This is a genomic window from Nocardioides sp. 503 (genome assembly GCF_004522095.1).
Classification (GTDB): Bacteria; Actinomycetota; Actinomycetes; order Propionibacteriales; family Nocardioidaceae; genus Nocardioides.
This window is the reverse complement of the sequence record NZ_SPUI01000001.1, coordinates 125,929-139,208: the sequence shown is the minus strand read 5'-3', so window position 1 is coordinate 139,208 and position 13,280 is coordinate 125,929. Positions and strand designations below refer to the sequence as shown.

Below are 13,280 nucleotides of genomic sequence, written 5' to 3'. Positions count from 1 at the left end.
GAGGTAATTGGGTGCAGACTGTGCCAGGTGAATACGGGCCGGGGCGCGCAGGCGCCCGGCGGACCCCCGGACCTGGAGTGACATGACGACGCCACCACGCCCCCGCGCCTACCGCTCGCCGCTGCGGGCCGAGAAGGCCGCCGAGACCCGGCGCGCCATTATCGCCGCGGCCGCCGAGGTGTTCTCCGAGCAGGGCTACGCCGGCGCCACCATGCAGCAGGTCGCCCAGCGCGCCGGGGTCTCCCTGGAGTCGGTCAACAAGGTCGGCACCAAGCCCGAGCTGCTCGTCAAGGCGTTCCAGCAGACCTACGCCGGCGAGGGTGGGTGGCGCTCGATCATCGACCAGCCGGAGCTGCTCGCGATCATGTCCGACGAGGACACCGAGCGGGCCGTGGGCGCCTACGCCGAGTTCATCGGCGCCGCCAACGGGCGCTCGGGCGGCATCTGGGCCGCGGTGCGGGCCGCGGCGATGTCCGAGGAGCGGGTCTCGGCGGCCGTCGCCGAGCTGATCGCGCTCAAGCGCTCGGACTTCCTGCTCGGGCACGGCTGGTACCTCGGTCGCGGCATGGCCGACGAGGCCGCCGCGCCCGAGGCGTTCGCGGCGTACCTCTACGTCCTCACCTCCCAGGAGACCTACGACCAGCTCGTGCACGACTGGGGCTACTCCCCCGCGTCGTACGTCGCGTGGCTTCGGGCGGCGATCCTCGCCATCGGTCCGACGACGTCCGCCCTGCCCGGCCCGGGTCACGCATCGTCGACGTCACTGGTCTAATCCAGTTGGCTTCATATGTATTGAATACATGGAACACCTAGCCAACTCCTCCGAACGTTGTTAACGTCGCGCACTCACCCGGTCCCGCACTCCGCGTCCTCTCGCGTCGGGACCGACCCCTCCCTCGAAGGCGATCCCATGCGCACACCCCTGCCCACCCTGACGGCCCGCGCCGTCCGCACCGCCACGACCGGACTCGTGCTCGGCCTCGCGGCGAGTGCCTTCTCCGCGGTGACCGTGACACCGGCCCACGCCGCCGACTTCGACCCGGTGCCGCACCTGGTCCTCGACGCCGACCCCGGCCCAGCCGACTCGCAGCCCTCGGAGGTGGTCACCCTCGGCTCGCGTGTCCTCTACAACGCCAGCGCCGGGACGGCGGGGGCCGAGCTGTGGGTGAGCGACGGCAGCGCCCGCGGCACCCACGTGCTCAAGGACCTGCGCCCCGGTGACGGCTCCTACCCCTACCACCTGCTCACGGTCGGGTCCCGCGTGTTCTTCACCGCCGACGACGGCACCCACGGCCGGGAGCTGTGGGTCACCGACGGCACCGCGGCCGGCACCCGCCTCGTGCGGGACATCAGCTCGGGCAGCCCGTCCGGCGAGCCGGACCAGCTGGTGGCGGTGGGAGCGACCGTCTACTTCACGGCCACCGACCCGTTCAACGGGCGCGAGCTGTGGCGCTCCGACGGGACCGTCGCCGGCACCACGCTGGTGTCCGACATCGGGGCCGGCAGCGACGACGCCGAGATCCAGGCCCTCACCCGCTGGGGCAAGAACCTCGTGTTCTCCGCCACCGGCGCCGGGGGTGCGGAGCCGTGGGTCAGCAACGGCAACCCGGGCCCGGGGACCCAGAAGCTGGGAGACATCAACCCGACCGGGTCGTCGGCCCCTCGGGACTTCACGGTCCTCGGGTCGAGCATCGTCTTCACCGCCCAGTCCAGCGACGGCAACCGCGAGCTGTGGCGAAGCGACGGCACCCTGCCCGTGCTCCTGAAGGAGACGGTGCCAGGCGCCACCGGCAACGGTCAGCAGCACCTGGTCGCCTTCGGCGACAAGATCGTGTTCGACGCCTGGGACGGCGTCCACGGCAACGAGCTGTGGGTCACCGACGGGACGACCCCCGGGACCCACATGGTGGCCGACCTGCGCCCCGGCGCCGAGAGCTTCGGCCCCGAGAACGCCGTCGTCTACCGAGGCTCGGTGTACTTCGCGGCAGCGAGCACCCAGACCGCCAACCAGCTGTGGGCCACGCAGGGGACCGCGGCGACCACGCGACTCGTCAAGGAGTCCGTCGGCGGCACCGGCCCCAGCGAGCTCCTCGCCGCCGGCGGCCTGCTGTTCTACTGCGGCGCCTCCGGCGCGCAGGGCCGGGAGCTGTGGCAGAGCGACGGCACGACCGCGGGAACCCACCTCACCCGGGACATCCTGCCCGGTGCTGCCGAGTCCAACGCCCAGCCCGTGGCGGCGGTGTCCAACACGCTCTTCTTCGCCGCGACGGAGGCTCACGGCCGCGAGCTGTGGGCGTACACCATGCGTCCGTCGAGCACGAGCGGTCAGCGCAAGGTCGCCACGAAGCGGGCCGCCGCCAAGCGCCGGATCCGCGTCGCCGTCACCGTGCGTGCGGCGGGCACCACGCCCACCGGCGTCGTGGTGCTGAGGAAGGGCTCCCGGGTGGTGGGCACCGCGACGCTGTCGGGCGGCAGGGCCAAGGTGCGCATCACCAGGAAGCTGCGCAAGGGCACCCACCGGCTGCGCGCCTACTACGCCGGCAGCGTGCACGCCAGCACGTCGCGCTCGAAGGTCATCAAGGTCGTCGTCCGCTAGCCCCCACGACCTCACCAGACCCCCCGCGTCCCCCCACGCGGGGACCCGCCCTCGGCCTGCGCGATGACGGCGTCAGCGACGCCGGAAGGTGCGCAGGCTGAGGGCGGCCCTCAGGCGCCGCAGCCGCGGCACCTCGCGGGAGAGCCGGTGACGCTCGGCGTCCACCGCGGCCCAGTAGGACGCCGCCGCGGCCTCCGGGGGCTGACCCGGACCGAAGACGTGCCGGTCGGCGAGCGCCGCGAGACCCGGCGCCTGCGGCGACGCCACGCTCGAGGACTGCTCGCGACGCGTCCACCCCGCGCCGACCGGCACGGGCTGGCCCAGGTCGCGGGCGTGGTCGACCAGCTCGCGCCAGGCTCCCACGATGCGCGCGGACATCCGGTCGGCGGCGCGACGGCGACGGCGGCGCAGGACCTTGGCCAGCACCACCGACGAGAGCAGCAGCACCACCACGAGCAGCGGCAGGCCGACGTAGAGCAGGACGACCCGCACCCAGGCGGGGAGGCCGCCGCTCTCGTCGGCGTCGCGGTCGCCCTTGCGGGCGTTGAGCTCGGCGTCGTTCTGCTCGGCCAGCGTCGACGGCGGCGGGATCGGAGCGGGCGGCGGCACCACGGTGCCGCTCATCTCCTGCTCCGTCAGCGGCGGCTGCTCGGCCGGCCGGTCGGTGTCCATGAACGTCTCGGTCGGCAGCGTGCGCCAGCTGCCGTCGGCCACCTGGAGCTCCACCCAGGCGTGCACGTCCTTGCCCTGCACGACCCCGTCGTCGGGCACCACCGCACCGAGCACGACACGGGCGGGCACCCCGATCTTGTTGGCGAGCAGCGCCATCACGGCGGCGTACTGCTCGTCGTTGCCGACCATGATCGGCGCGTTGACGAACTCCTCGGCGAGCCGGCGCACGTGGTGACCGGCGTGGTAGATCTTCTCGCTCTCCAGCACGCCGTCGGAGTACTTGCCCTCCGTGCGCAGGTGCTCCGCGGCGGCGAAGACCCGCTCCATCGGCTCCGAGGCGCCGGCCGACCACTGGACCGCCTGGGTGTCGAGGAAGCCGGCGGCCAGCGCGGCCTCGCCGAGCGAGCCCGAGGGCACCGAGGTCGCGGTGACCTCGTCGTCGGCCCGGACGGCGGTGAAGTGGTAGCGGTCGCCGGGAGCGAGCCCCGACGGCACGACGGCCGTCGCGGTGGCGAGGTTGTAGCGGAAGGACTCCGCCATCTCCTCGGTGGCGCCGTCCTCGAACTCCATCGACTGCAGGGCCCCCACCGTCGGCAGCCAGACGCCGGAGTAGCCCTCGCCGAGGGTCACCGTGACGTCCACGTCGTCGCCGTCCACGGGGTTGTCGATCGTCGACGACACCCGCTGGAAGGTGTCGTCGGAGCTGTTGGGCACGGTGTCCTCGGCGGCTCCCCAGACCACGCCGTCGTAGCGGTCGAGCGCGGCGATCCGGATCCGGGCACCCTCGGGGGCGCCCTCGACCGTCATCAGGGTCTTGTCGTGCAGGTTGACCGCGTCGGGCTTGGGCATCTTGACGTAGCGACGGAACGACGACAGCGGCGAGGGGTACTGCCCGATGTCGAACGGTGGCTCGACGTAGGTGCGCAGCACGACCCGCCCGTCGTCGGAGCCGGTGGCCCAGGTGGCGACGGGCAGCGCCGCCGTGGCAGCCAGGCCGACCATCGCGGCGCCGAGGGCGAGCCGGCGTCCCCGGCCGATCCCCCCGCGCACCGGCGCGCTCGAGCGCTGCACGCGCAGGGCGAGCCACCCGATCGCGAGGACGGTGAAGACGACCCCCTGGAGCCACACCGACTGCGGACGGGCCACGCCCAGCAGGATCACCGCGACCAGCAGCGCCGCCGGCACCAGCACCGGCAGCACGGCGCGCAGCCAGACCGGACCCGAGCGCAGCCGCCCGGTCAGGGTGCCGAGCAGCCCGGCCACGAGCCCGAGCACCCACGGCAGCACGAGCAGCGGCCCGTCGCCGTCGACCGGCGGCACCGTGGTGAGCAGGTCCTTCCAGCCGAAGAGCACCTGGTCACCCAGCTCCCCGACAGCCGACGGCCCGGGCGCCGCGTGCAGCGCCAGGGGTGCGCCGACCAGGACGAAGACCACGATGCCGAGGACCACGGCGGCGATGCCGGGCCAGCGCAGGGAGGTCGTCACGTGGGCCAGGACGATCCCGAGCACGACGCCGGTGAGCCCGACGACGAGGTGCCCGACGCCCGTGTAGGTGGTGGCGAGGCCCGATAGCGCGGTCGCGCACGCTGCGAGCAGCAGCACGGCGTCGACCAGGTCGTGCCGACCGGGGAGGAGGCGGCTCACCGCGCGCTCCAGTGCAGCAACCCGGGCAGGTCCTCCTTGGTGGCGACGTGCAGGACCGTGAGGCCGCTGGTCTCCGTGACGCGGTGGGTGGCCGTGCTGTCCACGACGATCGCGATGCGGCGCACCTCCGGCGGGAACGTCGCCGAGGCGCGCAGCACGGTCTCGAACGGCGCGTCCGGGCCGGTGACGAGGAACAGCAGGCTGGTGTCGGAGGCGATGTCGGCGGCCTTGCGCGCCGCCGGCACCAGCCCGACCCGGCCGGTCTCTGCGCGGCACACGGCGTCGAGCGCGAGGTGGCCGTCGAAGCCCGAGGAGGCGTGGGCGCCGCACACGAACGACGCCTCGAAGTCGTCGAGCACCGCGCGCACGATGATCGAGGCGGCCGCCGACATCGCGGTCTCGAACTGCTCCTCGCCCCGCTCGTCGGCTCCCCAGCTGGCCGGCAGGTCGTCGACCACGATGGTGGCGTGGCTGCGCCGGGTGTCGAGGTACTGGCGCACGAGCAGCTGGCTCTCCCCGGCCGACGCCATGGCCTTGGCCGAGGAGCGCCAGTGCACGTGGCGCAGGTCGTCGCCGGCGACGTACTCGCGCAGGGTGTGGAAGGCCAGGTCGCTCTGGGAGATCGCCTCGGTCTCCACCCCCTCCAGGTCGCGCAGCAGCCCGGCGCCGAGGGCGTCCAGCGGCACCATGGCCGGGCGCACCAGGATCTCGTGGAGCTCGGTCCACTCCGTGTCGCGCGAGCACAGCGACAGCGGGTCGCCACGACGCGTGGTGGCGGGACCGACGCCGATCACGCCGCGGCGCTCGGTGCGCACGGTGAAGCTCTCCTCGTGCGTCGCTCCCGGCGCGAGCGTGGGGATGCCGTAGCGGTGGACGGCGTCGCCCACAGGCAGCTCGAAGATGGTCGGCAGCATCCGGCGCGAGGAGGTGTTGGTGACGTCGATGCCGGCCGACACGGTCTCGCCCGCCTTGACCCGCGCCGGCTCCAGCACGAGGTCGACGTGCACGCGGGTCCGCCCCACGAGGAACGGCAGCGAGGCCAGGAGGAGCAGCACGCAGGCGACGCCGAGGACGGCCAGCTCGCGCCACCCGCCCCAGGCCGCACCGGCCAGCGCGAGGACCCCCAGGGCGAGCACCATCCACCCGAGCGGGTTGACCACCCGCTCGAGCCCCTGGAGCATCCCCCGCACCTGCCGCACGGGCGTCAGGCCACCCGGTCGGTCGGCGGCGCGACCGAGTCGAGCAGCCGCGCGATGACGGTGTCGATGGAGATGCCGCTGAACTGGGCCTCCGCATCGAGCAGCAGACGGTGGCAGAGCACGGGCACGGCCAGGTCCTTGACGTCGTCGGGCACGACGTGGTCACGGCCGTCGGCCGCCGCCCAGGTCTTGGCGACGCGGATCATCGCCAGGCACCCACGGGCGGACAGCCCGAGCTTGACGTGCGGCTGGCGGCGCGACTCCTCGGCGATCTCGGCGACGTAGCCGACGACGGCCGGGTCGACGTAGACCTCGTCGGCCAGGCTGCTCATCTGCGCCACGGCGGCCGAGGTGATGACCGGCGTGACCAGGGCGGCGCGGTCGCGGACCTTGGCGTTGACGAGCAGCTCGATGGTCGCGGCCTTGTCGGGGTAGCCCACCGAGGCCTTCATCAGGAACCGGTCCAGCTGCGCCTCGGGCAGCCGGTAGGTGCCGGCCTGCTCGATGGGGTTCTGCGTCGCGATGACCATGAACGGGCGCCCGACCTCGTGCGGATGGCCGTCGACGGTGACGCGGCCCTCCTCCATGACCTCCAGCAGCGCCGACTGGGTCTTGGGCGAGGCCCGGTTGATCTCGTCGGCGAGCACGATCGTGTGGAAGATCGGGCCGGGGTGGAACTCGAAGGTCCCCTTGTGCTGGTCGTAGACGGTCACGCCGGTGACGTCGGAGGGCAGCAGGTCGGGCGTGAACTGGATGCGCGCGTGGCTGCCCTGGACGGTGTTGGCCAGCGAGCGCGCCAGCATCGTCTTGCCCGTGCCCGGGAAGTCCTCGAGCAGCAGGTGCCCCTCGGACAGCAGGCACGTCAGCGCCAGACGTACGACGTGCCGCTTGCCGAGCACGGCCTTGGCCATGTTGTCGGTCAGCTGGTCGAAGGTCTGCTTGAACCACGCAGCCTGGTCGTGGGAGATCGTCACGGAGGTCCTCGGGGTGCCTAGTTGTTGGGCCAGTTGTAGTGGTTGGACTCGACACCGTCGCACTTCACCCAGACCGAGCGGGCCGGCCACCCGTAGTAGGCGCCGGGCTGCACCGAGCGGTTGGTGGCGACCGCCCGCGTGGCGTAGCCGTTCGGCGAGACGTCGTCGTAGAAGGTGCAGTTCATCGGGCTGTAGCCCCAGTTCTCACTGGTGAAGAGGATCCTGCCGCAGCTCGCGTGCAGGCAGTCCTCCCCCGACCCGTCGCGGTTGCAGGCGGGGTTGTTGCTCACGTCGCTGCAGCGGTCGCCGCGGCTGATGGTGACCTTGGGCTTCGGCTGGTTCTCCGTCTGCGGCGACTCCGCCGTGCGCTCCGCCGGCCCACGCTTCGGGCTGTTGTCCGACAGCGTCACCGTCAGCCGCTCGGTGGCGGTGTAGCCGATGTCGATCGTGGAGGTGCGGAACGTCGAGACGTCGACGCTGGTGGAGGCGAAGGTCTCCTTGGCCCGCTTGTCGCTGTCGACGGTGACCGAGGCGGAGTCGCCGTTGGCGTCCACGGTGATCGTCCAGTAGACGTTGCGGCCGTTGACCGTGGGGTCCAGGCGGGTGATGTGGACCCGCCCGAGGTTGCCGTAGGTCTGCAGGGGCTTGGTCCCCGAGCGCTCGCACGCCCCGGACTCGTTGCACACCTCGAGCTGGATCGTGTACGGGTGGTCGTTGGAGCCCACCTTGAACGGCACGTCCTGGGAGCCGGTCCCGTTGAAGGTGCTGACCGGGGCCCCGTCGGAGTAGATCGTCACCTTCGACTGCGCCCCCCGGGAGCGCGGGACGGTGAACTGGGCGCGCCCCGACTGGTCCTGCCCCGTGGGGACGACGAGGAAGCCGCCGCTCCAGGGCTCGGGCTGGCCGACGGCGTTCCACGGCGAGCCCGGCCCCGTGGCGACCTTGCCCTGGCCGTTCTTGTTGGTGGCGCGCACCGCGTAGGTGTAGGTCCGGCCGTCGTAGGACATCCCGGCGTCGTCGCAGCGGGTGGCGACGAGGTTGCTGCACGAGGGCAGCGGTCGGCCGTCGCGCAGCACCGTGTAGCGCACGGGCGTCGGGCCGTTGGGGTTGACCTCGGGCCAGGTGAGCGTGACCGCACCGGTGTCGCCGGGTGTGCGCTGGTCGGTGACCGTCGGCGCCGCGGGGGTGCCCGGCGTCCCGACCGACTGGTACGGCGCGGAGCGGCGCGCCGGCCCGATGAAGCGGGCGTTCTCCGCCGCGACGGAGAACGCGTACTTCTTGTTGTTGTCCAGGCCGGTGATCGTGATCGAGGGCTGCGTGGAGCTCTTGCTCCCCCCGGGCCAGGACACGAGGTAGCGGCGGATCGCGCTGGTCTTGGTCGTCGGCTTGGTCCACGAGATCACGAGCACGCGGTCGCCCTCGCGCACCTGCCGGATCGGGCCGACCAGGCCGGGCTTCGCGTCGGGGGTCGCCTGCGCGGAGCCGGGGCTCCACTCCGACCACCCGATGCGGTTGTGCGCGCGCACCTGGAAGGAGTAGGGCCGGCCGTTGGTGAGGCCCCGGACCTCGCAGGAGGTGCCGCCGCACTGCTGGGTGACGCCGCCGCTGCGCACCTCGTAGCGGTCGACGGGCGCGCCGTTGGCCTGCGGCGCACGCCAGCTGAGCAGGACCTCCTGGTCGCGCACGGTCTCGCCGGGCACCGGGGCGGTCGGGGTGTCGGGGACGTCCAGGACCTCGACCGCGATGCGGCCCTCGACGAGCCGCTCCGGCCCGGGGTCGCCGGCCACGTCGCTCATCACGACCCGGAACTCCGCGCGCCCGTCGACTCGCTCGCCGGTGGTGATCGTGACGCGCGAGCCGTCGACCTCGGCGCGCACCTCGAGGTCGGTGAGCTGGGTGGCCTCGACCACGGTCGGCTCGGGGTTGGGCACGCCCGCGCGGAGGTACGGCGCCAGGTCGATCGTGCGGGTCTCGCCCGCGCGCATGTCGCCGACGCGGATCGCGGCCAGGGAGGGCGGCGGGGACTTCACCACGACCAGCTCGACCCGGCCCGGCTCGCTGCCCTCGCTGGTGACCAGCATGGTGCCGCGGCTGCCGACCCGGGCGTCGGCGTCGGCGGCCACGCCGATGGCCTGGCCGCTCGGCTCGATGATCGCCAGCCCGTCGCTCGAGGCCTCCCAGTCGGCGTCGAAGACCAGCCCGCCGGCGTCGGCGGGGTCGGGGGTCCACACGTGGCACAGCGACGCGACGTCGATGTCGAGCGACTGCCCCTGGGCGATCTGCACCGGCTCGTCGGGGCAGCGCAGGATCGGCGTCTGCGCCCCCACCTGCACCGGCACCGACAGCACGGCACGCACGCCCGCCGCGTCGTCGACCGAGGTGCCGGTGGTGACCTCGAAGACCACGGCGCCGGGACCGACGTAGCCCTCGGCGGCCTCGAGGTCGAAGGTGCCGTCGCCGGTGACGACGGGGCCCAGCTGGGAGGGCGGGGACGCCCAGATGCGGTCCTTGAGGGTGAACCGCACCGGGCCGCCGCTGGGGTTGACGACGTAGTCGGACAGGTCGAGGGACTCGGTGTCGCCCGAGTCGATCTCGATGAGCGCCCCGTCCTCGACGTAGGGAGCACCGGCGCGCACGGGCGGCACGAACAGCGACCCGGTCGCCACTCCCCCGTCGGCGTCGCTCACCCGGAAGGGCACCACGAGCGGGTGGTCCCCGCGCTGGACGGTGACCGTGCCGCCGGCGATCTCGGCGGTCAGCCCCGGCGGCGTCATGACCTCGGTGACGCGCAGGGCGGAGGCCGGACCGTCCGGGTCGTAGGCGGTCTCCAGGACGTCGACGCGGACGGTGTCGCCGTCGTCGGTCTCGCCGAACGCGTCGAAGACGACCGGAGGGTTGTTGAAGGGCTTCGAGGTGCGCAGGGTGAGGGCGGCCTGGGACGCGCTCAGCCCGTTGCTCAGGCGGTAGACGGCCTCGACGTCGCGGCCGGACCCTGCCGCGCGGGAGTCCACCACCACCGGGCCCTGGGGGGACTCGAGCGTGACGCCCTTCGGTGGGTCCAGCAGCTCGATCCCGACCCGGTCGCCGTCGGCCACCAGGTCGTTGGCCAGCACGTCGACGGTCGCCACGCGTCCGGGCTCGACCGTCACGGCGTCGTCGACCGCGAGCGGGGGCTGGGGCCGGGCCGGCTGGACGACGGCGATGCGCACGCTGCCGGTGGACTCGGCGCCCTGCGGGTCGACGACGGTGTAGCCGAACTCGTCGGTGCCGACGCTGCCGGGATAGGCCTGGTACTGCAGGGAGTTGGCGCCGTAGGCGACCAGGCGGCCGAGCGTGGGGGCCGTGGTGATGCCGGTCAGGGTGACGGGGTCGCCGTCGGGGTCCACGCCGGCGCCCGGGACGGTCAGCTTGACGGCGTCCCCGGACACCACCCGCGCCTCGAGGGCGGGCGGCTCCGGTGGCTCGTTGGGCCGGTCGGCCGGGATGACCGTGATCTCGGCCTTCCCGGGCGTGGTCTCGCCGGCCGCGTTGGACGCGAGGTAGCGGACCGTGAACGTCTGGGCGTCGTCGAGGTCGCGCGGGGCGACGTAGCGCACGAAGCGCCCGGCGACGTACGCCGTGCCGGTGGGCACCTCGTCGTCGCCCGGCGGGAGCACGGTCAGCGACCCGGCGGTCTCCCCGGCGACGTGCTCGACCAGGCCGAGCTCGTCGCCCGAGGGGCTGAAGTCGTTGTCGAGCACGGGGATCGAGACGCCGGCCCCCTCGCGGACGACCACGCGGTCGGCCTCCGTGACCGGCGAGGTGTCCTCCGGCACCGGGCGCTGGGTGACGACGACCTCGCCCTCGATGCCGGAGCGGCTGCCGTTGCTGATGCGGTAGCGGACGACCTGCAGCGCGGGTGCGAGGCTGCCCTGCCGCGCCGCGACGCGGAGCCAGCGTCCCTCGACGACGGCGACGTCGAGCTGGTTGGCCTCGTCGGCGTCGGCGCCCTGGACGACGAGGAGGCCGCCGGTGGGGTCGACGTCGTTGGCGAGGACGTCGACCAGCGTCGCGGCCTGGCCGTAGAGCGTGACGTTGTCGGGCATCGCGACCGGCGCCTGGGGCGGCTTCTCGGCCTTGCGGACGTCGACGCGGATGCGGCCCCGGGCGAACGGCGCGTTGCCGTAGCGGGTGTCGTAGTCCAGGAAGTAGGTGCGCGGCTGCGCCGAGCGGAACGTGACCGTGCCGCCGACGACGTCCGTGCGCACGTCGGCGCCGCCGGTGGCGGCGACCTTGCCGGCCAGCTCGAGCTCGGCGTCGGGCATCACGGGGTCGGAGCCGGGGAGGTCGTTGCCGAGCGGGCGGATCGTGATCGGCTTGCCGGCCTCCCCCGACACCACGTCGGGCTCGGCGACGGCCGGGTAGGCCACGCGGTCCTTGGGGCCCTGGACCTGGAACTTCAGCTCGTCGCCGACGGTCTCGCCGATGCCGTCGCTGACGGCGTAGGCGACCGTGACCAGACCGGCCTTGGCCGGTGCGGTGAACCGGATCCGGCCGCCCGTCGTGACCCGGGCTCCCGCCCCGGTCCGCTCGCCGCCGCGCGCGGTGGCCTCGGAGACCGAGAGCGGGTCGCCGTCCTCCTTGTCGCGCCAGTCGGGCAGGACGGGGACGTCGAGGGTGCCGCCCGAGGGGACGTTCCACACGCGCGGCTCGAAGCCCTCACGCAGCTGGGGCAACCCGTTGGCGGTGGCGGTGCGGGGGCGGACGGTCACCGTGGCGTGCGCCGAGACGTCCTGGCGGCCGTCGTCGATGAAGTACTCGAACGTCGTCGTCCCGGCCTGCTCGGGCAGGGTGATCTGGACGGTCTGGCCGTCGGGGCTGATCCGGACGTCGGCGTCCGAGCCGGTGATGTCCTGCACCGACCGGATGGACAGCAGCCGACCCTTGGGGGCCGTGTCGTTGTCGAGCGGGTGGAGGACCGTGGTGCGCCCGAGCCGCGCGCCGAGGTCGTCCGGCTTGGCCTCGGGCGGGCGGCGGTCGCCCTCCGCCTCCTCCTCGTTCTCCTCGTTCTTGTCGTCCTTGGTCACCTTCTTCTTGAAGGCGTCCCAGTTGTCGAGGCGGGTGGGGTTGTCGGAGTCGATGTTCCACACGGCTCCGGAGGCGCGGTCGTTGAGCAGGATCTCCCCGCGGTTGACGCGGAAGACCAGGTCGTTGGACTCCGTGCCGAGCTCGTTGACGACCGGGTCCTCCTCGCCGCAGCGCGTGGCGACCGCCCCGACCCCGCCGGACCATGCGCCGTACTGGCAGGCGCCGAGGCGGACCGGCTGCGTGGGCCGCCCGCCGACCCCCTCGGCGATCGTGCTCTCCTCGCCGGACTGCAGGTCGACGGCCAGCAGCCGGTCGGAGGTGGCCACCAGGACGGCGGAGGAGTCGGGACCGGGCTGCTGCAGCACCGACCCCGCGGGTACGTCGGTCTCGGCGCCGCCGACGACGGTGAGGGAGCCCGACTCGGTGTCCAGCAGCACCGGCGTGCTGCCCACGGCCGAGACCGTGATCCCGGGGCCCGAGTCGCTGGTCAGGTCGCTCTCGACCGGCGCCGAGAAGCCGGCGTCGGTGCGGGTGAAGCGGGTCAGGGTGTCGTCCTCGGAGGACACCGCGAGGATCTCGCCGTCCCGGGTCACGGCCAGCGCAGCGGCCTTGCCCACGTCGGCCAGCGGCGGGGCCTGGCTGTCCAGGTTGCCGACGACGGGCACCCCGAGCTCGGGGTCGGCGAGGTCGGCCCACAGCTTGCCCGTCGAGGGGTCGAGCACGGCGACGGTGCCGCCGGCGAGCCCCACCTGCGAGGCGCCCGGGATGCTGGCGGTGTCGCCGTCGGGGTGCTCGACCGAGGCGGGGTCGATCGCGGCCAGGGCGCCCGACGACGCGTTGACGGCGACGACCGAGGCGCCGTCCTGGACGACGTCGAGCTGGGCGTCGAGCTCGGCGAAGAGCGCGCCGTCGAGCTGGCCGATCGGCTTGTTGACCCGGCCGTAGAAGCCGTCGCGCGAGTTGGTGACCCAGATGCCGCCGTCGTTGAGTTGGGCCTCGTGCGTCTGGTAGCCGTCCGCCTGGACGGCAGCCACGACCACCCCGGCGACCACCGTCAGGAGGGCCAGGTTGGAGGCGATGGCGATCCGGTGCCGCCGGACCACCCCCGAGACGGACACGGGCCGTTCC

6 protein-coding genes are annotated in these 13,280 nt (G+C 73.4%); 2 read left to right on the top strand and 4 right to left on the bottom strand.

Translation table 11 applies throughout. The features are described from left to right. The first annotated feature begins 82 nt into the window (after positions 1–82). Together E4622_RS00740 and E4622_RS00735 are read left to right on the top strand one after the other, a co-directional pair. Positions 83–772: a TetR family transcriptional regulator gene (locus E4622_RS00740; RefSeq protein WP_134738180.1), complete on the top strand. Its 690-nt coding sequence runs from the start codon at positions 83–85 to the stop codon at positions 770–772. 138 nt (positions 773–910) lie between these two features. Then, positions 911–2,596: an ELWxxDGT repeat protein gene (locus E4622_RS00735; protein WP_134738179.1), complete on the top strand. Its 1,686-nt coding sequence runs from the start codon at positions 911–913 to the stop codon at positions 2,594–2,596. A gap of 72 nt (positions 2,597–2,668) precedes the next feature. On the opposite strand, the gene E4622_RS00730 is transcribed toward E4622_RS00735, so the two are convergent. Genes E4622_RS00730 through E4622_RS00715 form a run of 4 tightly spaced genes read right to left on the bottom strand, consistent with a single transcriptional unit; the run spans position 2,669 to position 13,270 of the window. Then, a complete protein-coding gene (locus E4622_RS00730) occupies positions 2,669–4,912 on the bottom strand; it encodes a transglutaminase-like domain-containing protein (RefSeq protein ID WP_134738178.1) in 2,244 nt (747 codons plus the stop codon). Continuing rightward, positions 4,909–6,111 carry a DUF58 domain-containing protein gene (locus E4622_RS00725; protein WP_134738177.1) on the bottom strand — a complete coding sequence of 401 codons (1,203 nt, stop codon included), beginning with the start codon at positions 6,109–6,111 and terminating at the stop codon, positions 4,909–4,911. The genes E4622_RS00730 and E4622_RS00725 overlap by 4 nt, the downstream gene beginning before the upstream one ends. Before the next feature lie 5 nt (positions 6,112–6,116). Continuing rightward, entirely contained in the window at positions 6,117–7,085 is a 969-nt protein-coding gene (locus E4622_RS00720) for a MoxR family ATPase (RefSeq protein ID WP_134738176.1), read from the bottom strand. 17 nt (positions 7,086–7,102) lie between these two features. Then, positions 7,103–13,270, bottom strand: a complete 6,168-nt coding sequence (locus E4622_RS00715) for an Ig-like domain-containing protein (protein WP_134738175.1) — start codon at positions 13,268–13,270, stop codon at positions 7,103–7,105. Between the last annotated feature and the right edge of the window lie 10 nt (positions 13,271–13,280).

Excerpts from the sequence above, each read along its gene's own strand:
- E4622_RS00735 (WP_134738179.1), top strand. The coding sequence starts at position 911 with ATGCGCACACCCCTGCCCACCCTGACGGCCCGCGCCGTCCGCACCGCC.
- E4622_RS00740 (WP_134738180.1), top strand. The coding sequence starts at position 83 with ATGACGACGCCACCACGCCCCCGCGCCTACCGCTCGCCGCTGCGGGCC.